The 19,949-nt window shown below is 49.8% G+C and carries 15 protein-coding genes; 2 read left to right on the top strand and 13 right to left on the bottom strand.

The features are described from left to right. Positions 1–64 precede the first annotated feature (64 nt). The 7 genes from G598_RS0100895 to G598_RS0100865 all read right to left on the bottom strand — a co-directional run bounded on the left by G598_RS0100895 (position 65) and on the right by G598_RS0100865 (position 9,813). Complete coding sequence (locus G598_RS0100895) at positions 65–760, bottom strand: SAM-dependent methyltransferase (RefSeq protein ID WP_419185345.1); 696 nt, start codon at positions 758–760, stop codon at positions 65–67. Further along, the gene (mfd, locus tag G598_RS0100890; RefSeq protein ID WP_026765343.1) at positions 757–4,104 is read right to left on the bottom strand and encodes a transcription-repair coupling factor; all 3,348 of its coding nucleotides are present in this window, start codon (positions 4,102–4,104) and stop codon (positions 757–759) included. Before mfd ends, G598_RS0100895 begins: the two co-directional genes overlap by 4 nt. Before the next feature lie 104 nt (positions 4,105–4,208). After that, on the bottom strand, positions 4,209–4,844 hold the full coding sequence (locus G598_RS16590; protein ID WP_037362776.1) for a hypothetical protein: 636 nt from the start codon (positions 4,842–4,844) through the stop codon (positions 4,209–4,211). 886 nt (positions 4,845–5,730) lie between these two features. Next, a complete protein-coding gene (locus tag G598_RS0100880; protein WP_026765342.1) occupies positions 5,731–7,335 on the bottom strand; it encodes a CTP synthase in 1,605 nt (534 codons plus the stop codon). Between the two features lie 11 nt (positions 7,336–7,346). Beyond that, positions 7,347–7,676 carry a DNA-directed RNA polymerase subunit delta gene (gene rpoE, locus G598_RS0100875; protein ID WP_026765341.1) on the bottom strand — a complete coding sequence of 110 codons (330 nt, stop codon included), beginning with the start codon at positions 7,674–7,676 and terminating at the stop codon, positions 7,347–7,349. A gap of 31 nt (positions 7,677–7,707) precedes the next feature. Further along, the gene (argS, locus tag G598_RS0100870; RefSeq protein WP_026765340.1) at positions 7,708–9,363 is read right to left on the bottom strand and encodes an arginine--tRNA ligase; all 1,656 of its coding nucleotides are present in this window, start codon (positions 9,361–9,363) and stop codon (positions 7,708–7,710) included. 12 nt (positions 9,364–9,375) lie between these two features. Then, complete coding sequence (locus tag G598_RS0100865) at positions 9,376–9,813, bottom strand: YwiB family protein (RefSeq protein ID WP_026765339.1); 438 nt, start codon at positions 9,811–9,813, stop codon at positions 9,376–9,378. 197 nt (positions 9,814–10,010) lie between these two features. On the opposite strand from G598_RS0100865, the gene G598_RS20310 reads away from it, so the two are divergent. After that, positions 10,011–10,859, top strand: a complete 849-nt coding sequence (locus G598_RS20310) for a methyl-accepting chemotaxis protein (protein WP_026765338.1) — start codon at positions 10,011–10,013, stop codon at positions 10,857–10,859. A gap of 65 nt (positions 10,860–10,924) precedes the next feature. On the opposite strand, the gene G598_RS0100855 is transcribed toward G598_RS20310, so the two are convergent. The 4 genes from G598_RS0100855 to putP all read right to left on the bottom strand — a co-directional run bounded on the left by G598_RS0100855 (position 10,925) and on the right by putP (position 15,981). Further along, positions 10,925–12,931: a methyl-accepting chemotaxis protein gene (locus tag G598_RS0100855; protein WP_026765337.1), complete on the bottom strand. Its 2,007-nt coding sequence runs from the start codon at positions 12,929–12,931 to the stop codon at positions 10,925–10,927. A gap of 106 nt (positions 12,932–13,037) precedes the next feature. Continuing rightward, entirely contained in the window at positions 13,038–13,502 is a 465-nt protein-coding gene (locus G598_RS0100850) for a chemotaxis protein CheX (RefSeq protein WP_026765336.1), read from the bottom strand. 4 nt (positions 13,503–13,506) lie between these two features. Then, complete coding sequence (locus G598_RS0100845) at positions 13,507–14,370, bottom strand: response regulator (protein ID WP_026765335.1); 864 nt, start codon at positions 14,368–14,370, stop codon at positions 13,507–13,509. A 132-nt stretch (positions 14,371–14,502) separates the two neighbouring features. Then, the gene (gene putP / locus G598_RS0100840; RefSeq protein ID WP_026765334.1) at positions 14,503–15,981 is read right to left on the bottom strand and encodes a sodium/proline symporter PutP; all 1,479 of its coding nucleotides are present in this window, start codon (positions 15,979–15,981) and stop codon (positions 14,503–14,505) included. Positions 15,982–16,322: 341 nt separating this feature from the next. On the opposite strand from putP, the gene G598_RS0100835 reads away from it, so the two are divergent. Beyond that, positions 16,323–17,705, top strand: a complete 1,383-nt coding sequence (locus G598_RS0100835; protein ID WP_026765333.1) for an NAD(P)/FAD-dependent oxidoreductase — start codon at positions 16,323–16,325, stop codon at positions 17,703–17,705. A gap of 429 nt (positions 17,706–18,134) precedes the next feature. On the opposite strand, the gene G598_RS0100830 is transcribed toward G598_RS0100835, so the two are convergent. Then, on the bottom strand, positions 18,135–19,394 hold the full coding sequence (locus G598_RS0100830) for an NAD(P)/FAD-dependent oxidoreductase (protein ID WP_026765332.1): 1,260 nt from the start codon (positions 19,392–19,394) through the stop codon (positions 18,135–18,137). Between the two features lie 311 nt (positions 19,395–19,705). After that, a partial coding sequence (locus G598_RS0100820; RefSeq protein ID WP_157833234.1) for an IS3 family transposase occupies positions 19,706–19,949 on the bottom strand: 244 nt, incomplete at its 5' end.

The following is a 19,949-nucleotide window of genomic DNA, read 5'->3' as shown; positions in this document are numbered from 1 at the left end:
AACGCCCGGAAAAATCAAGGGTTTTCCGCAAAAAAGCCTGACAAACCCACAAATTTAGCCTGTTTCAGCCCTTTTTTGCCGCCAAGGGACGGATATAGAGGCTGGTCAGATGGTCTAAATCCGGCTGACGGTCAAGTTCATATAGAGGAATCTGCCGGATGCTTTCGTCCTCCATCGCCAAGTTGTGAATATAGGTTATCTCGTATTCATCCGGATATAAGTCCATGAGCATCAATTTGGCATCGGAGGCGATGGGCTGGCTGTAGACCTGTGTGATAATCAGCGATTGCGCAGGCGCCTCGTTTAACGTTTCAATATCGAGCGCATCGAGTATGGTCAGCCCCTCTACAGGGTCAATGCCCAAACGGGTGTACATAACCTCGACAAAACTCATGCCGGGACGAATATCCACTTCCACAGGGGTTCCTTCCGCCATATCACGCAGCAGGACCACCGTCCGTTCTGCCACCAAGGGACTACCCGGTACAACATAGACCAATCCGCCCAATTCTTCGGCTTTTTTCAGCAGGTCTTCGGCAATGCTATGATAAAGCGTTTCAAAATCTGCCGCCTCCTCGTAATAGCCGTCATAGGTTGTATACGTTATGCCGGCTTCGTCAAGGGCCGCAACCGTAGGATGGATTTTCGTACGCAGGATAAGATGCTCCGCACGCTCCATAATCGCCCAGCTTTCCCGGGTAATCAGCCCCGCATGACCGGGGCCTAAGCCTAATACCGTTATCTTTGCCATATCTCTCATTTCCTTGCTGTTATTTTTTCTTTTTGTATCCTGCCGGATTCCTGCAGAGCTGCTTCTTCCTTGCCGCTGGCCAGCAGCAGCAGGCGCAGGACAAAATTCGTTATCCGCTTTTTCTGGCTCTCATGAAGGACAAAACGATAGCCGTTTTTCCCCGGCAGAGAGCGCATACTGCGGCCCAATACCTTATCCACGGCCAAAAGCCCTTTCGCAGGCAGACGATATCCTGGCAGAATATACACATCCAATGCCTTAGGCAGTTCGCTGATGGTACGGATTTTGAGCTCTCGCGCATAATTTTTGATTTTGGCGACTTCCAAAAGATTCATCACCGCCGGCGCAGGTTCGCCAAAACGGTCAATCAGTTCCTCAAGGAGATTTGCAATTTCCTCGTTTGTGCGGATGCCGGCAATACGCTGGTAAATCTCAATCTTATGCATGGCATCGCTGACGTAATCGCCGTCAATGTAGGCTTCTACCTGCAGGTCAATAATCGGGTCAGGCTGTACTTCCGCCACTTCCTTTTCCCCATGCTGCAGTTTATCCACAGCTTCTTCGAGGAGCTTACAGTACATTTCAAAACCGACACTGGCAATATGCCCATGCTGCTGTGAGCCCAGAAGATTGCCTGCACCGCGGATTTCCAAATCCCGCATGGCAATCTTGAAACCTGCGCCAAGCTCGGCAAATTCCTTCATGGCCTGCAGCCGCTTTTCCGCTGTTTCCGTGAGGATTTTATCGGCCTGATAGACAAAGTAAGCAAACGCCATGTGATGGGAACGGCCCACACGCCCCCGCATCTGATAGAGCTGCGAAAGGCCAAAGTGGTCGGCATTGTAGACGATGATGGTATTGGCGTTGGCTACATCCAGGCCATTTTCTACGATACTGGTCGCCAGAAGGATATCGTATTCGCCCTCGTAGAAATCCATCATCACTCGCTCTAAAAGTTCTTCCGGCATCTGACCATGCGCAGTCTGAATGCGGGCATCAGGCACCAATTTTTCGAGTTTTTCCCGCATGCGGTCGATGTTGTCTACACGGTTATAGACGAAGTATACCTGTCCACCACGCTTGATTTCACGCTTGATGGCCCCGGCAATCACACTATCATTATCCTCTACCACATAGGTCTGAACAGGTAAGCGGTCAGCAGGCGGAGTTTCAATGATGCTCATATCCCTTGCTCCGACCAAAGACATGTGCAGTGTGCGGGGAATTGGCGTAGCCGATAAGGTCAGCACATCAATGCCCGCCGCTAGTTTGCGGATTTTATCCTTCTGCTTGACGCCAAAACGCTGTTCCTCGTCCACAATCAGCAGACCCAGATTCTTAAACTGTACCTTGTTCTCGTTGAGAATGGCATGAGTGCCGATAAGGATATCCACCTGCCCCATCTTGACCTTTTCAATGGTCTGCTTTTGCTCCTTGGCGGTGCGGAAACGGCAGATAACATCGACCTTCGGTGCAAAGTCCATAAAGCGGGCGTTAAAAGTCTGAAAATGCTGCTGTGCCAAAACGGTTGTCGGCACGAGCACTGCCACCTGCTTGCCGTCCATAGCCGCCTTGTAAGCCGCACGGATGGCCACCTCGGTCTTGCCAAAGCCCACATCGCCACAGAGCAGACGGTCCATGGGCTTTTCCTTTTCCATATCCGCCTTGATTTCGGCGGCGGCCTTTAACTGGTCATCGGTTTCCTGATAGGGAAAGGCATCTTCAAAATCATGCTGGGTACTGTCATCCGGTGAGAAGGCAAAGCCCTTAACCTGTTTACGCTTGGCGTAAATCTCAATGAGCTGCTTGGCGATATCCTCCACAGATTTTTTGGCCCGTGCCTTGGCCTTGGCCCATTCGGTACCGCCCATGCGATGCAGGCGGGGCACCTCGCCTTCGGTGCCGATGTATTTTTGCAGGAGGTTTACCTGTTCTGTAGGAACATAGAGTTTATCGTCCCCGCCGTATTTGATATGCAGGTAATCCTTATGAATCCCGCCTATATCCAGCGTTTCCACACCGATGTATTTGCCAATCCCATGCGCCGCATGTACAACATAATCACCAGGCTTGATGTCCCGGAAATGCGATAGTTTTTCGCTCTTGCTTTCCCTGCGGATTGCACGCCGCTTAGCGTGGCCGAAAATATCTCTCTCCGTCACCACCACCAGGCCGGCCGCGGCCAGTTCAAAGCCATTAATCAAACTGCCTACCTGAATATTGATACAGTCTGTGCGCAGCTTAGCTTCTGCATCCACCACCAATGAGGGATAACGATTTCGGGCAAAAAGTTCCCGCAAAGAATCTGCCTTGGCCTTTTCTGACAGAAGAATAAGTATCTGTTGTTTCTGCGCAAGCCAGCGGCTGATTTCATTCATCAAAAGGTCCATCTGCTGATGGAAACTGGCTACACCGGTGGCGGTAAAACTGATGGTCTGGGCAGCCTCTGCACCATGAACCTGCTGCAAAAGCATTGCCGAATAAATCACGCGATTTTCCCGGGCCGCCGCTTGCAGGTTTTCCCAGGAAAATACTTTATTCTTGATATCGGGATTTTCCCGCACCATGGTGCGCATCTGTTCCCGCAAACGCATAGGCTCATCAAAGATGACTGTGCCCTTGCCCTCTAAATAAGCAAGAAATACTTCCGCCTGACCAGCACTGTCCGTCCGAGCCAACGGCATGATAGCAGTATTACTGATATTTTTCAAGGACCGTTTGGTATTGATGTCAAATTCCCGCAAAGAGTCCACTTCATCGCCGAAGAATTCCATACGCACGGGATTCTCTCCATTGACCGGATAGACGTCTACAATGCCGCCCCGTGCGCTGAACTGGCCAATCCGTTCCACTTCGTCTGCATGTTCATAGCCCAGCTGTACTAATCGCTGCAGAAGTTTTTCCATCGCTATTTCCTCGCCTATAGCAATACTGATGCTCAGACGATTGAAATCCTGCCGGCTGATTCCCTTTTGCACAGCAGCAGCCGCTCTGGCAATGACAATGACATTTTCCTTGTGCATCAGCCGCACCAACACGTCCATGCGGCGGGCAGCACGTTCCATGCTGCGGGCCTGCGCCTGCACAGTCATCATATCCAGTTCAGGAAGTTCCAAGACCTCTGTCCCCGGCAGCAGGGAGAGCAAATCTTCCCGCCAGTCGGCAACAGCTTCACTGCTATGTACGAGGATTACCAGTGGCTGAGGAGCCTGCTGCCAGGCCGCAGCCACTATCGCATGCTTTGGGGAGCCTGTCAGCCCATAAACCAAGGTTTCCTGCGGGGCAGCCTGCAAGCAGTTTTGCAGTTTTTTCACCCCTGTATTGCTGCACAGGGCAGCAAATAAAGAATTCATCTTACACCTCAATATTTCTTATCTGCATATATTACGCGAAAATGGGACTGTCGGCTAATGCCGATAGTCCCTCACTCATATGTCAATATTTCTATATAATAATCCTATTTTTCCTTTGCGTCAAGCCATGGCCGCATTCGCCAGTTAAATTTACGTCCCTGACCGGGTTTTAATGCCTGCAAATCCTTGGCATCTCTAGCCGGAAGTTCGCAGTAATTGCCACAGTAACAACAATCCAACCGTACGGAATCACGCTGCAGGGCTGCCTTAATGTCGGCACTGCCACAGGTACATTCCAGTTCTCCGCTGGCGGCTAAATCGTGAATGCGATTCAGTGCCTCCAGCAGGGTCTGCTGATGCTCGATGTAGCAATCTCCATCAGCAGGGTGCAGGGCATCGTATTCTGCTGTGTTGAAGTCCAAAAATTCTGCGATATCCTGCCATCTGCCCATGTAGCCTAGTTCAAAATTATCGTGCTGACAGTAAAGTCTGGCAAACCTGAGTTTTTTCAGCTGCCGCCAGGTAAAGCTCTGACGGTTTTTGCCGTTGCACACACCGCATTCCGTGGTCAGTTCCAGTCCTTTGCGCGGCCGCAAGGTAATTTTGCCCATCTCGTGCCCACAGTTCCCACACTCCATAACGAAATGCATCTGCCCGCTAAAGAGTGGTACATCCTGCAGTTGGATTCGGCCGCAGCGCTGGCAGTAGAACGCCAAAGAACAGGCCGTATCGATAAGCATGAGAAATCCTCCTTTCTTCCCTAAAGTCCCAGTTTGCAGTCATTTCCTTACAATTGACTGTATCACCTTTGATAATACACTATTTCTACAGCTTCCTCGGCTTATCCTGCTTGTTGAAAAGTTTTTTGCAAAATATCCACGCTCAGCAAAGGCGGACAGACAGGGGCGATATGAACTACGAAGGACGGCAGGAGCGGGCGGGATTATCCACACTCAGCAAAGACGGACGGACAGGGTTGATATGCACGTTCCGCTACGCCTGCGGACTAAAATTATTTTTTTCGCTTAATCAAGGCAATGGCCAAAGGTTAAACTCGCTCCGCTCAAACAAAACCTTTGACCACTGCCCTGGGCGAAAAAAATAATTTCTTAACGTCCACAGCCGAACGCTCCACTTAGCATATCAACCCTGTCCGTCCTCACTGCGTAGCAGTTGGTCAGTTTTATTTCGTATCAGTTGCAAAAGCAGAACTTTTATTGCAGCTTGTCGCGCAACAGGGCAGTCGTATTGCGTTTCACTCATACTCCCCTATACAACATCCCCCCCACATATTGACACTTATCCATTCGAAATGCAGCTATTCACTAGCCCATGCCATGGAATACACGATGTCTGAGCAAGCGTTGCCATTATTGCTAAGTAGGTCTTGGCTTCTGGCGGCTTAGGGAGGTTTGGCAGAGCGAAGCGTATGTCGACAGGCGTTAAAAAACTATTTTTTGCCCACCACAAAAAATCCGCGGGAAAAGTCTACTGTCTGAGCGCAGCGAGTTTTGACTTTTCACGCGGATATAAAGGACAAAAAATAGTTTTAGCCTGACGGCTTAGCGGAGCGTGTCAAACCTCCCTAAGCCGCCAGGCTATCTCTATCAACGTATCAAAAAGAAATTACTTAACCTGCAAAGCTGCCTTGACGAAATCGCGGAACAACGGATGCGGGTTGTTCGGGCGGGACTTTAGCTCAGGGTGAGCCTGGGTTGCCACGAACCACGGATGGTCTTTTACTTCGACCATTTCCACAAGGCTGTCATCCGGCAGAGTGCCGGCAATCACGAGGCCGCGTTCGGTAAGCTGCTGACGGTAATTGTTGTTGAACTCATAGCGGTGGCGATGACGTTCCGCAATGTTTGCCGTACCATAAGCTTCGAGGGAATGCGTACCTTCACGCAGGGTGCAGGGGTAGGAACCAAGACGCATCGTGCCGCCCTTGTCCTCAATACCCTGCTGGGATTCCATGAGATCGATAACGGGGTGCTTCGTTTCAGCATCGAACTCGGAGCTGTGTGCATCCGTCATGCCGCAGACATGGCGGGCAAATTCGATAACGGCGCACTGCATGCCCAGGCACAAGCCGAGGAACGGAATGTTGTTCTCGCGGGCATACTGAATGGCCTTAATCTTGCCTTCCACGCCGCGGTCGCCGAAGCCGCCCGGCACGAGAATGCCCTTGCAGCCAACGAATACTTCCGAAAGGTCGGTATCCGGGTCTTCGATTTTTTCCGCATTGACCCACTGAATCTTCACGGAAGTATCGTTGTAGATACCGCCATGATGGAGTGCTTCCGTTACGGAAATATAGGCATCCGGCAGTTCCACGTACTTGCCGACCACTGCCACCTTGACCTTCTTGGACGGGTTGTTGATCTTATAGACCATCTTTTCCCAATCGGACATATCAGCCGGGCCATAGTCCATATTGAGCTTCTGCAGGGCAATCTTGTCGAGGCCTTCACGCTGCATCATGAGAGGCACTTCGTAAATCGTGGAGGCCGTGCGGTTTTCGATAACGGCTTCCGGCTGCACGTCGCAGAACATGGCAATCTTTTCCTTCATGTCCTTGGAAATGGTCTTTTCCGTGCGGCATACGAGGATGTCCGGCTGAATGCCGATAGCGCGCAGTTCCTTTACGCTGTGCTGGGTCGGCTTGGTCTTGAGTTCGCCGGCAGCGGAGATATACGGCAGCAGCGTTACATGGATGTAAAGGGTATCCTTCGGGCCAACTTCTTTCTTGACCTGACGGATGGCTTCGAGGAACGGCTGGCTTTCAATATCACCTACCGTGCCACCGATTTCCGTGATGACCACATCGGCACCGTCAGCCTTGGCTACATCGTAGACACGCTGTTTGATTTCGTTGGTGATATGTGGGATAACCTGCACCGTGGAACCTAAGTATTCGCCGCGGCGTTCCTTATGGAGCACGGACCAGTACACCTTACCCGTGGTGATGTTGCTGTTTTTGGACAGGTTGATGTCGATGAAACGCTCGTAATGGCCCAGGTCGAGGTCTGTTTCCGCACCATCGTCGGTAACGAACACTTCACCATGCTGATAAGGGCTCATCGTACCCGGGTCAATATTGATGTACGGGTCGAACTTCTGAATCGTAACCTTGAGTCCGCGGCTCTTCAAGAGACGGCCCAAAGATGCCGCCGTGATGCCTTTGCCCAGGGACGATACCACACCACCGGTAACGAAGATATACTTTGCCATGATTTACCTCCTTATTCCTGAATGCTTTCCAGCTTCTTCTGACGGCTGTTGATTGCCTTGTTGGCAGCCTTGGAACGGGATGCTGCACTGCGGGCAGAATGACGCTTCACTTCAGGCGGATTCCATTCCGTAAGGCCCCACTGCTGGTCGCCTTCATGCTGGAAACGACTGTCCATGTTGATGAGGGTATACACTTCCGAGATAGCGGCCGACAGAGACTGCACTGGCTTATGCTTCTTCTCGATAACCTCAAGAACCAAATCCTTATAGTACATGGTCTGACCTTTTTCCGTCAGCACATGGTATGCGATATCGACTTCCGAGCTATTGATAAAATCCATAATCAAAAAAGTTCTCCTTCCAAATCCTAAATTACATCTGTTCCGGTGCGGATACACCCAAAATTCCCAAGGAATGACGAATGACATGGGCCGTAACCGTCACCAGGGCCAAACGAGCTTCCGCAAGTTTCGGCTCTACGCCGACAATGCGGCATTTATTGTAGAAGCTATGGAAGGCACTGGCCAAATCATAGCTGTAACGCGCAATACGCTGCGGTGCATAATCACGGGCAGCACGTTCGATTTCTTCGGGATATTCCTCAATCTTCTTGATGAGGTCGAGTTCCGATTCATCCGTGAGCAGGGAAAGTTCCGGCTTATCGCTCAGGGAAAGCCCCGTTTCCTTGCACTGACGGAAAATGCTGCAAATGCGGGCATGCGCATACTGAATGTAGTACACCGGGTTATCGTTGGATTTTTTCTTGGCCAAATCCAAATCGAAGTCGAGCTGGCTGTCCAAGGAACGCATCAGGAAGAAATAACGCGCAGCATCGGTACCGACTTCTTCCATAAGTTCGTTCAGCGTAACGCTCTGACCGGTACGCTTGCTCATCTTCACGAGCTCGCCGCCACGGTAAAGGGCAACCATCTGCAGGAGCAATACCGTGAGTTTTTCCGAATCATGACCCAGAGCGTCCATAGCAGCCTTTACGCGGCACACATAGCCATGGTGGTCAGCGCCCCAGATGTTGATAAGCCGGTCAAAGCCACGTTCGTATTTATTGTGATGGTAAGCGATATCGGCAGCCAAGTACGTCGGCACACCGTTGTCGCGGATAACTACACGGTCTTTGTCATCACCATAAGCCGTGGATTTAAGCCACAGTGCGCCATCCTTTTCGTAGATATTGCCGTTATCCTGCAGAATTTTCACGGCAGCCTTGACGGCTTCCGGATGCAGGGTGCGTTCGCTGAACCACTTGTCGAAGGTGACATTGAAAGAGGCCAAATCTTCTTTAAGGGTAGCCAGTTTTTCAACATAGGCCAAATCCTTGAAGATTTCCATGCGCTCATCATCGCTCATAGAGAGGTATTTATCCCCTTCCTTGTCGATAATGCGCCGTGCCGTGTCGATGATGTCCTGACCATGATAGCCATCTTCAGGGAATTCAACATCCTGACCTAAGAGTTCCAGATAACGGGCATTGACAGAACGCGCCAGATTGTTCATCTGATTGCCGGCGTCATTGATGTAGTATTCGCTTTCCACGGGGTAACCTGCCGCCCGCAGAAGATTTACGAGCGCAGAACCTGCGGCAGCACCACGGCCATGCCCGACATGCAGAAGCCCCGTGGGGTTGGCGCTGACGTATTCCACCTGAATCTTCGGTGCGTCTTTTTTCGGCAGCTGGCCGTAGCTTTCGCCCGCTTCAAGGATTTTCTGGAAGGAATCGTAGAGCACATTGCCCTTCAGATAAAAGTTCAAAAAGCCTGGGCCGGCAATCTGCGCATGGTCAAGCCAGTCACCCTCGATGCGCTTCACCAGTTCTTCCGCAATCTGACGCGGTGCCTTATGGAACACGCGTGCCGACTGCATGGCAAAGTTGGTGGCAAAATCACCGAACTCCTTCTGGGGCGGTACTTCCAAAATAACCTTGGGCAGTTCCCCTTCCGGGAATACACCGTCAGCAATGGCACTCTTGGCCGCTGCTTCAATGGCTTCTGTCAGTGTGTCTTTAATATCCAATCCAAAGTCCTCCTAATTATTTGCCTGTTCGGCATTGATTACTACATTCAATGTATTGTGGCTCTGCAGGTTCTCATTGAGGAATAAATCGTATTCTGCCCAAACCTTGCCCTGGCCATCTTTAAAGTAAATATCCAGCTTATGGGTTTCTACCAGCAAATCAAAATTACCGTAGGGCGTTCTATACACACTACGGGTCTTTTCCCCCAGCCGAAACTCCAGCTGCATATCCACAGCTCCACGGCGGATCAGCGTCAGGCCTTCACGGCTTATTTTAAGCACCGTGGGCACCGCTTCCTTATCGTGAAGTGAGGTATCCTCATAACGTACATAATGCTTGCCGGCCCGCGCTGCATACCTGCCGCTCGCTTTCGATTTCAACACGTTCTTTTCGCCCGCTGTATCCACCTGCACGCCTTCTACCGTCACCGCAACCATAGCATCTGCCATTTAGCCACCTCTTTAAAACATACTGTACACCATTATAAACTAAACTCACTACCTTGCCAACAGTTTTTTATTTTTTTTGGTGATTTTATCTGCGGCCTCCATAGCACGAAAAAAAATTACAAAATTTAGAGGTGTACGGCTTTTTTTCACGAATATATACGGCATGAATTGGATTATATTTACAGGAGGTAACTACTATGGCTTTTCCAGAAACCATTAGAACAGACGAGGATATCCTGAATGCTTTCAAAGTCGTGATTCCCTATATCAACAGCATCGTACGCGAAGATGTCGTCATCGGACTCACAAACCTTACCGAGTACATCGACTATGTGAAAGGACAGAAGCTCGACATCAAAATTACCCCCGGTATGCCCATAAAAAATATCCCCACCATTCAGGAATGCATCAAATTCGACCGCATTACCTACGATGATCAGGATGCCAGCGTCTATGGCGTCCCCATCAAAACCATTTTCACCCCTATCCATGGCATTCATGGCAATGTCATTGGCACCATCAGTACCGGTGTTGACATGGAAAGCAATCTTGCGCTGGTGCGTTCTATCGAAGAAATCGGCAGTGCGACCAAAACGGTTTATGATGCTGTCGAGCAGGTAGCATTAAGCGCCAGCGAACTGGCCAGTTCCGGCCAGCAGTCCATTGAGCAGGCAAGGCTGCTCAAAGACCGCAACAGCGATACACTCAAGGTTATTGACTTCATTACCAACATCGCCGGGCAGACCAATCTTCTCGGCCTGAATGCAGCGATTGAAGCCGCCCGCGCGGGCGAACAGGGGCGTGGCTTTGCCGTAGTTGCTGAGGAAGTCCGCAAACTGGCTGAACAATCCCGGGAAGCTACCGAGAAAATCCAAACCACGCTGGCCGAAATGAATAATGCCGTAAACAACATATTCAACACCATCGAAACCACCGGTGCCATCAGCGAGCAGCAGGCGGCCTCCACCGAAGAAATAACCGCCCATTTGGCTCGTGTAACAAAAGCTGCCGAACAGCTTGAAAAATTTATCGCTCTCTTTAAATAAGCAAAATGACTGTGACAAGTGAGAATTTACCTTACTTTGTCACAGTCATTTTTTATGCTGTAATCTTAAATTTTGAACCGTTCAATCTCATGTGCCAGCTGTTCTGCCTGTTCGGCAAGGCCGCGGGTCGCTGCGGCAATCTCCTGTGCAGATGCCGACTGTTCCTGCGTCGTTGCCGACACCGCTTCAGCCCGGCTGGCATTGGTATTACTGATGCCAGCGATGTCTTTTACCGCCTGCTGCATGGAATCCGTACCATCCGAAACCGACTTGATGCTGCTGGAAACCTCGCGGATACCCTCAGCCAAAGCGTCAATTGCCACCTTAATGGACTTAAAGATTTCATCTGCCTCATTTACCGAGTCGATGCTGCTCGTTACGCTTTCCGCGCTTTCCTCGCTGGCAGCCACCGCCTGTTTCATATCCGTCTGAATCTTGGTCACGAGATTGGCAATCTGCTGCGTGGAGCTGGCAGATTCCTCGGCAAGCTTGCGCACTTCATCGGCCACCACAGCAAAACCGCGGCCATATTCACCAGCACGGGCCGCCTCAATCGCAGCATTGAGGGCCAGCAGATTCGTCTGTTCCGCAATCCCGGAAATCAGCTCCACGATTCTGCCGATTTCATCCGAACTCTTGGCCAGTTCCTTAATGGACGACTTCACGGTAGTGGTACTGTCGCCAATGGCATTCATGGATTCCACCACCGTTTGAATGGCATCACGCCCCGTATTGACACTGCCTACGGTCTGTTCCGTAACAATGGCTATCGCATCGGCACTGTTTGCCACCAGCGTAGTACGCTCGGCAATTTCCACAGCCGTTTTATCCGCATCAGCTGCCGATTCGGACTGCTGGGCAATGCCAGCGGCAATATCCGTAATCTGCTGTGCTGCCTGACTGGCGGCATCAGCCGACTGATGGGAAGCTGCCGAAAGTTCCTCCGCTGAAGCCGATACTTTCTCTGCATTCTTCTGAATATGACCGATGAGCTCACGAACCGTACGCCGCATCTCATTGAAGCCACGGGCCAAATCGCCTAATTCGTCATTACTGTTCACCGTCAGCGGCCGGTCACGCAGGTCGCCCTTGTTGATAATCATGCACTCTTCGCGCAAAGCCACCACAGGGTCACAAAGTTTCTTCGCCAATATCCAGAGGATTGCAGTGATAATCAGCACCATAACAGCGGCAACCAGCCCCATAATCTTCATCAGGCTATAGGCATCCGCCCGCACTTCCGCAAGCGGGGCTACCGATACCGCAATCCAGGTGCGGTTAGCCAGATGTACCGGCGTAAACACCGCCTGCGAGGCTTCTCCCCTGGTCGTCGTATACTCCGTGGAAATCTGCTTATCCTGCTGTACTGCGCTCGTAAAGCCATTTACGAGTGCCATATCCAGCTTCTTGGTAGAAACCTCCTTGGACAAATCCATCTTGCCCACTTCTTCCGGCAGCTGGGCGTAAGCAATGCAGATGCCTTCCTGGTCAGCGATATAAACACGACCAGTATCCATGTACTTGATATCGCCCACCAGTTTCGTTATTTCATCCAGTTCAATGGTGCCATAGACAATACCAATCACTTCACCATTTTCCAGCACCGGATAAGCCATGATCGTAATGAGCTTGCCGCTCGTACCCGATACGGATGGCCCCGTCATCACGGGTTTCTTCGTCTCGCGCACTTCTTTGATATAGGCACGGCTGGTGCGATCCATATCCTTGTTCTTGTCACTGACGGCATGACCAGCCGGGTCGGAATACGCCAGCATCGTAAAGTTATTGCGCTTGGCCAAGGTTTCGGCCAGCACCTTCACACGTTCTTCCCGCGTCCCATGCATAATAATCGGATTCGTGGTCAACGATTCGACGATGAGTTCCCGCTGCTGGTAAAGCGCCTCAAGCTCTTTTGCGGTACTATTTCCGATTTCCTGAGCAAGCAAATCCGTATTGCGCGTCAATGCCGAACTGGACATATAATAGCTGATGGCAAAAAAAACCGCAAAACTGCCTACAAACAAGGGAATGAAGCCTGCCAGAAATTTAAACCTTAAACTGTTAAAATTCATTTTCTCCTCTCCTTTTACTGCCCCTATATGACATCCTGTATAACGATTATCTTCATTCCAAAAAGGGACCGCAACAAAAGCTCCCCTTTGCTACAGTCCCATTTCATCACTGTTGCTCAACAGCAATATCCAATTCTACTACATGACCGCCCAAATCCATTTCCACCGTGAGATAATTATCATCGCTTATCTTCACCTGAAAATTCTCGCCGATGGACAGCGACGGTGTAGAAATATCGACTTCCAACCCCATCCCAGTAAGATTTGTTGCGGCATTAGCTGTCAGCATATTGCTCATTTCCGAAATGGCACTTTGCGCCATGCCGTCAAATTCGGCTACCGGCATGCCCATCATCATAGTCGATGCAATGAATTTTGCCGTATCCTCAGACATATTGTAGACTACATTGCCTCTAATCTGCTTGGTAAAGCCCACGATAACCGAAACCCCCAGGCTCACCGCATTCTTCGTCTTAACTCCCATCTTCAGCCGCTTGGGTTCCGGAAACCCCATCTGCGGCATTACGGTTGTGAATGCATCGACGAACGGATTAACTAATTTTGCATCCATCTTATCATTCTCCTTCCGCAAATCCCACACTCATGTTAATATCGCCTAACCTTGTTCTAGCACATATACGGAAGGTCGTAAGTTTCGGGCTGGCAATGCGAATCTTGCTCCCCACAATGGTTCCCGGCGGAGTGATACGCATTTCCTTATCCTTGAATACGTCATTGATATTGGAAACACCACGTCCTACGATGATGTTCACAGCCTCTTCCACCGACTCGCTGGCTTCATCTTCCGTAATCTCATCGCTTTCCTCTGCATCCAGCATCACCATGGCAAAATCCTTCATGGTTTTACTATCCATGTAGACGATTGCCCGGCCATTTGGCAAACCTGTAAGCCCCACAATCACAGCAATCCCGCTGACTTCCAGGAAATTTCGTTCTTCCTCATTCAGTTCGACCTCACTGTGCACGCCAGTCATACTGAAAATCCCCTGCTGCAGCGCCTTTACAAAGGGCTTGGCATAAGATTCACGTAAGACAGCCACTTTGCCGGCCTTACTTTGGCAAAGAATCATCAAGGTATCAATGAGTTCATTAATACCTACCGGCTTCTGCAAAAACGCACTGATTCCCACTTCCCGTCCTTTGGCCACCAGACTGGCATCTTTCATCGCACTGATCATTACGATTTTGGCCTCAGGGTCTACGGCCCGAATCCGGCGGGTACATTCAAGGCCATCAGCATCAGGAAGATTCATATCCATGGTCACCACAGCCGGCCGGTACTGCTCATAGAGCGCCACTGCTTCAGCAGCATTTTTGGCTTGTGCACATACCTCAAAGTTTGTCTTGGAAAGATTTCCCTCAAGCATCGCACGGCTGACCTTCGAATCATCGACGATCATTACTTTGACTTTCTCCACAAATGCTCACCTGCTTCTCTACAATTCTTATACTCGACTACTCATAAATAATATAAACACGCCTTGTAGAATTTCCATAGGTTAATTTTTCGCTATACCAGGAGAAAATCCCTGCCTGCAAAAAAAATAATTTTAGATTTCGCTTTTTCCTACTGCATCAAAGGTTTTAACGATTGAATCTGCCGGTTCCCTGTCCATTTTACTAACCAAAAAAACAGCCAGCAAAGAAAGCAGGAACCCCGGTACAATTTCATAAAGCCCCAGCCAGTCAATCTGCTTCCAAATCAATACCGTAATACCGCCAACAATTATTCCAGCCAGCACACCATTACGGGTAGTACGCCGCCAGAACAAGGAACAGAGCAGTGCCGGACCAAAGGCAGCACCAAATCCTGCCCAGGCATAGGCCACCATATCCAGAATAAAGCTCGAGGGATTAAGTCCAATAAAGATAGCCAATGAAGCAATGATCAGCACTGAAGCCCGGCTAATCCAGATAAGTTCCGTCTGTTCTGCTTCCTTACGCAAAAGTGTACGATAAAAATCCTGTGCAAAAGCCGAAGCAGCCACTAAGAGCTGTGCTGAAGCCGTACTCATAATCGCCGCGAGCACTGCCGACAGAATAAGCCCAGCCACTATCGGCGGAAATAATTCGTTGGTCATAACCAAAAATACCGTTTCCGACTCCGTGCCGATCAGTTCATGCGAAAGAAATACACGGCCAACCATGCCCACAGCTACTGCTGCTGCCAAAGAAAGAACAACCCAGGTCATCGCAATGCGGGTGGCCTGCTTGATTTCCTTGGAGCTGGAAATAGCCATGAAGCGTACCAGAATATGCGGCTGACCAAAGTAACCAATGCCCCAGGCCAGCAGGGAAATCAGTTCAATCGCCCCCAAGGTTGACCCGTCCGGTTTGGTGAAGGGTTCCAGCATGGAATGGCTCACATCGTTAATGGCATTGACCGTTGCCGTATAACCGCCCATTTCCATCGCCGCCGTAATGGGCACCACCAGAATGGCAAAAAACATCATCACGCCCTGAATAAAGTCCGTGCGGGATACAGCCAAAAAACCGCCTACTAATGTGTAAAAGACTACGGAGCCTGCACCAATAAAAATGGCATATTCATAAGGCATGCCAAATACCGTTTCAAACAGACGTCCGGAGGACACAAACCCCGAGGATGTATATATAGTAAAGAAAATCAAAATAAAGACCGCGGGAATCGTGCGCAAAAGACCACTGCTATCCTCAAAGCGGTTCTCCAAAAACTGTGGCACCGTCAGCGAGTTTTTCGCCAGCTCCGTATATTTGCGAAGACGGGCCGCTACAAAATGCCAGTTGGCCCAGGTACCCAAAGCAATACCCACCGCAATCCAGCCTGCATTCAGACCAGCAAGATACGCAAAGCCCGGCACGCCCATGAGCATCCAGCCGCTCATGTCCGAAGCCTCGGCACTCATGGACGTTACCCATGCCCCCAGCTTGCGATTGCCCAAAAAATAATCACTCATATTACGGGTCTGGCGGTAATAATATACGCCAATGGCCATCATCAGGCCGATATAGAGAATAAACATGTTAATGATTGCCAATTGATTTGTCAATACAAATTCCTCCCTGTTCGTGAATTATTATAAGTTTACAACGATAGAATAAATTATACTGTGTTTGCTACTATTTTGGCAACTGTATTTTTATATTAGCTATATTATTATTGTTATAGTAGACATTATACGCAATGACAAAATCACTATTTTTTCTTAAATTTTCTCGTTTTGCAGGAAAAAAAGCTTGCATTATCGAAAAAGTTCCCGTATAATAGCTAAGGTTTTTCGAAAAGCTACAAAACAAGACAAACGCAGATAGCCTTAGTATACATATTTGTATCCTGATACAGGCTTAATCTGCGCTCTTTTCGTGTGTTCATTTTCAGGAGGAAGTACCTATGAAAAAATATGATGTTGTTATCGTGGGCGGTGGCCCTGCCGGTGTCTTTGCTGCTTATGAATTAGCTGAAAAAAGCCCTGAACTGAAAGTCCTGCTTTTGGAAAGCGGCAAAGATATCTACACCCGCGTCTGCCCCATTTCCTCTGGCAAAGTCAAAAGCTGTATCGGCTGCAAGCCCTGCAGCATCATGCGCGGTTTCGGCGGCGCAGGTGCTTTCTCTGATGGTAAATACAACTTTACTACCCAGTTTGGCGGCTGGCTCAATGAATATCTGTCTGACGAAGAAGTCATGGACCTCATCTATTATGTAGACAAAATCAATATGAAACACGGCGCTCCCGCACAGGTGTTCAGTACCGAAAAAAGCGACATTGGCTACCGCGCCCTGCAGCATGACCTGCACCTGCTCTCTGCCAGCGTCCGTCATCTGGGCACCGAAAACAATTTGGAAATGCTCAAGGCTACTTATGAATATCTGAAAGACAAGGTGGAATTCCGCTTTGAATGCCCTGTGGCCCACATTCATTCCGATGGTCAGGGCAGCAATGAAATCGAACTGAATGATGGCGAAAAAATTGCCGCTGAATACCTGATTGTCGCTCCGGGCCGCGCCGGTGCAGAATGGTTCTCCAACGAATGTGAAAACTTGGGACTGAAACAGGAAAACAACCGCGTCGATGTCGGCGTCCGCGTGGAAGTTCCCGATGAAATCTGGAACCCCATCACCAGCCAGGTATATGAAGCAAAACTCGTCTACCGCACCAAACGTTATGGCGACCAGGTACGCACCTTCTGCATGAACCCCCACGGCCATGTCGTCATGGAAAACACGGACGGCATCATCACCGTAAACGGTCACTCCTACAGCGACCCGAAACTGCAGAGCAAAAACACCAACTTTGCCCTGCTCGTCAGCAACCGCTTCACGGAACCCTTCCACTCCCCGCATCAGTACGGCAAGCGCATTGCCTCCTTCTCCAACCTCTTGGGCGGCGGCATCATTGTGCAGCGTTTCGGCGATTTGATGAAAGGCCGCCGCAGCAATGCCCACCGTCTGAGCAAGAGCTTTACCCGCCCGACCCTGCAGGCAACACCGGGCGACTTGTCACTGGTTCTGCCCAAACGTCATGTGGATAACCTCATCGAAATGATTCAGGCACTCGACAAGATTGCCCCGGGCATGACCAATGACGACACCCTGCTCTACGGTGTAGAAGTAAAATTCTACAGTTCCCGCGTAAAACTAACCAATCAGCTCGAAACAGAGCTCAAAAACGTCTTCGCCATCGGCGATGGTGCCGGCGTAACCCGCGGTCTCTCCCAGGCAGGTGCCAGCGGCGTGTACGTGGCACGGCAGATTATTGAACGCAGCAAGAAGTAAATTCGCTTTTTTCGTGTTCGTAGTGCAAGGCCGGCAGGGAGGGGCGGCAATAACTTTCGTCTGCTTAGACAAGCTTGTCAAACGCGACCGAAAGTCATCGCCGCCCCTCCCTGCCTACCATTAATACTACGATATAACACATCTACAATATACAGCGCAGTAAGCCCGCGGGGCTGGTGATGTTTTTCCGCAGCTTTTGACAAGCCTGTCTATGGCGAAGGAAAAATATTACCAGCCCCGCGGGCGCCTTTATAATACAATGTTATTGATGCCATCATCATATACGCACTAAGCCGTGGGGGCTGGTAGTGTTTTGTAATGTATACACTAAGCCCGCCCGGCTGGTGATGGCTTTCCGCAGCGTTTGACAAGCTTGTCTAAGCGAAGGAAAGTTATTACCAGCCGGGCGGGCGTCTTGCCATATCGTATTTATAACTTAATGTTTGTAATGATACGTCCCAAACGCGTACCGGACAGCAGATTCCATGTCCACTTGATTGCGACCGTAATATTGGTATGCGTACCTGCCAGGCGGATAAGATGTACGAACATCCATGCACACCAGGCGATAAAGCCCGTCATTTCCGGATTCATGCTGGTCTTGGCCACCACGGCCTGTCCACGGCCGATGGTTGCCATAGCGCCCAAATCCTTATAGACAAAGGTCTGCAGATTCTTCTCACCGCGAATCAGGCGCATAATGTTTTCATGGGCGACCTTTGCCTGCTGCGTGGCTACAGGCGCTACCGTCGGCAGAGGACGTTCCGTACCATGGCAGAAGTTTGCGCAGTCACCGATAGCAAAGACATTCTTGCTGCCGTTAACCAACAGATTCTCCTCGACGATAATCCGGCCAGCCCGGTCAACCTCGCCACCACACTCAGCGATGAACGGCACAGCCTTAACACCTGCAGCCCAGATAAGGGTGCTGGTGGGAATCTCCTCACCATTTTTCAGCTTGATGATATGTCCATCATAACCCACAACCTGCGTATTGAGCATAACCTCTACGCCTTTTCCCCGCAGAACCTCTACGGTATGGTCACGCAGGTTCTGCGGCATCATGGGCAGAACATTGGCTGTTGCTTCGATGAGCTTTATGGATACTTCACTAAAATCCAGATTGTGGAATTCTTTTTTCTGGATACCCACCAACTCAGAAATAGCGCCCGCTTCCTCAATACCCGTCGGGCCACCGCCGACAACAACAAAGCTCAGCATCTTGCGGCGTTCTTCCGGGTCTTTGCATTTATTTGCACGCTCAAACATATGGAGCACATGGTTACGGATATGTACAGCTTCCTGCAAAGTCTTCATGCCGAAGGAGTGTTCCTCCACTTCCTTCATGCCGAAGAAATTCGTCGTAGCACCAGCAGCCAGAACCAGATAATCATAGGCAATTTCCCCATGATTGGTCAACAGCACATTACGCGACTGGTCCACGCCTTGTGCTTTAGCCATAAAGAATTCCACATTGGGATTCTTGCGGAAAAATGTGCGGATAGGATAGGCGATTTCGTCCGTGGACAGCACCGCCGTAGAAACCTGATACAGCAGCGGTTGGAACAAATGGAAATTATGACGATCTACTATCGTAACATCTACATCTTCCTTGGCAAAGAGTTTTGCCAGTTTGACGCCGCCAAAGCCTGCGCCAACAATCACTATACGCGGTTTCTTATCTGCCATGAAAAGCCCTCCCAGCCTATGCATACACATTTCGTGAAAAATTTAACTTTAACTTGTGAAAAAAAGCACTTTTCTCTCATAGGTAACATAATAGCACGTTCCAAAATAATTGCAAGAGGGAATTTACATTTTTCAGTCAATTTATTATTGTCTATTCTTAGCGACAGGAAATACGCCATTATTTTTTCCAGTTTACACTTTTTTATACGCATAATAAGAGGGACTGTCACATTCGTGACCTGCTCCCCGTCAAGAGGACAATAAAAAAATATAAGATTTCTTTGGTCGACAGATTTGTCTGTCGGCCTTTTTTATGCGGCTAAATACAAGGTGTGTTTCTCTATTGGTGTTAAGATACCAAGGTTACGTTGCACACGCTTGTGGTTGTAATAATGAATGTATGCTTCAATCGAACGCATAAGTTCACACTTGCTGGTAAAACGTCTGCCGTAGTACATCTCCCGCTTAAGGATGCCCCAGAATCCTTCCATAGGCCCGTTGTCAATGCAGTGGGCTACGCGGGACATGCTTTGTGTCATTCCCTGTTTTTCCAGT

Origin of the sequence: Selenomonas ruminantium subsp. ruminantium ATCC 12561, from assembly GCF_000424065.1 — a bacterium.
Classification (GTDB): domain Bacteria; phylum Bacillota; class Negativicutes; order Selenomonadales; family Selenomonadaceae; genus Selenomonas_A; species Selenomonas_A ruminantium.
Note: the sequence above shows the minus strand (reverse complement) of the source record. Positions and strands in the feature narration are given on the sequence as shown.

Excerpts from the sequence above, each read along its gene's own strand:
- G598_RS0100830 (WP_026765332.1), bottom strand. The coding sequence starts at position 19,394 with ATGGCAGATAAGAAACCGCGTATAGTGATTGTTGGCGCAGGCTTTGGC.
- mfd (WP_026765343.1), bottom strand. The coding sequence starts at position 4,104 with ATGAATTCTTTATTTGCTGCCCTGTGCAGCAATACAGGGGTGAAAAAA.
- G598_RS16590 (WP_037362776.1), bottom strand. The coding sequence starts at position 4,844 with ATGCTTATCGATACGGCCTGTTCTTTGGCGTTCTACTGCCAGCGCTGC.
- rpoE (WP_026765341.1), bottom strand. The coding sequence starts at position 7,676 with ATGGATTTTATCAATAGCTCGGAAGTCGATATCGCATACCATGTGCTG.
- G598_RS20310 (WP_026765338.1), top strand. The coding sequence starts at position 10,011 with ATGGCTTTTCCAGAAACCATTAGAACAGACGAGGATATCCTGAATGCT.
- G598_RS0100850 (WP_026765336.1), bottom strand. The coding sequence starts at position 13,502 with ATGGATGCAAAATTAGTTAATCCGTTCGTCGATGCATTCACAACCGTA.
- G598_RS0100855 (WP_026765337.1), bottom strand. The coding sequence starts at position 12,931 with ATGAATTTTAACAGTTTAAGGTTTAAATTTCTGGCAGGCTTCATTCCC.
- G598_RS0100835 (WP_026765333.1), top strand. The coding sequence starts at position 16,323 with ATGAAAAAATATGATGTTGTTATCGTGGGCGGTGGCCCTGCCGGTGTC.
- G598_RS0100895 (WP_419185345.1), bottom strand. The coding sequence starts at position 760 with ATGAGAGATATGGCAAAGATAACGGTATTAGGCTTAGGCCCCGGTCAT.
- G598_RS0100865 (WP_026765339.1), bottom strand. The coding sequence starts at position 9,813 with ATGGCAGATGCTATGGTTGCGGTGACGGTAGAAGGCGTGCAGGTGGAT.
- G598_RS0100880 (WP_026765342.1), bottom strand. The coding sequence starts at position 7,335 with ATGGCAAAGTATATCTTCGTTACCGGTGGTGTGGTATCGTCCCTGGGC.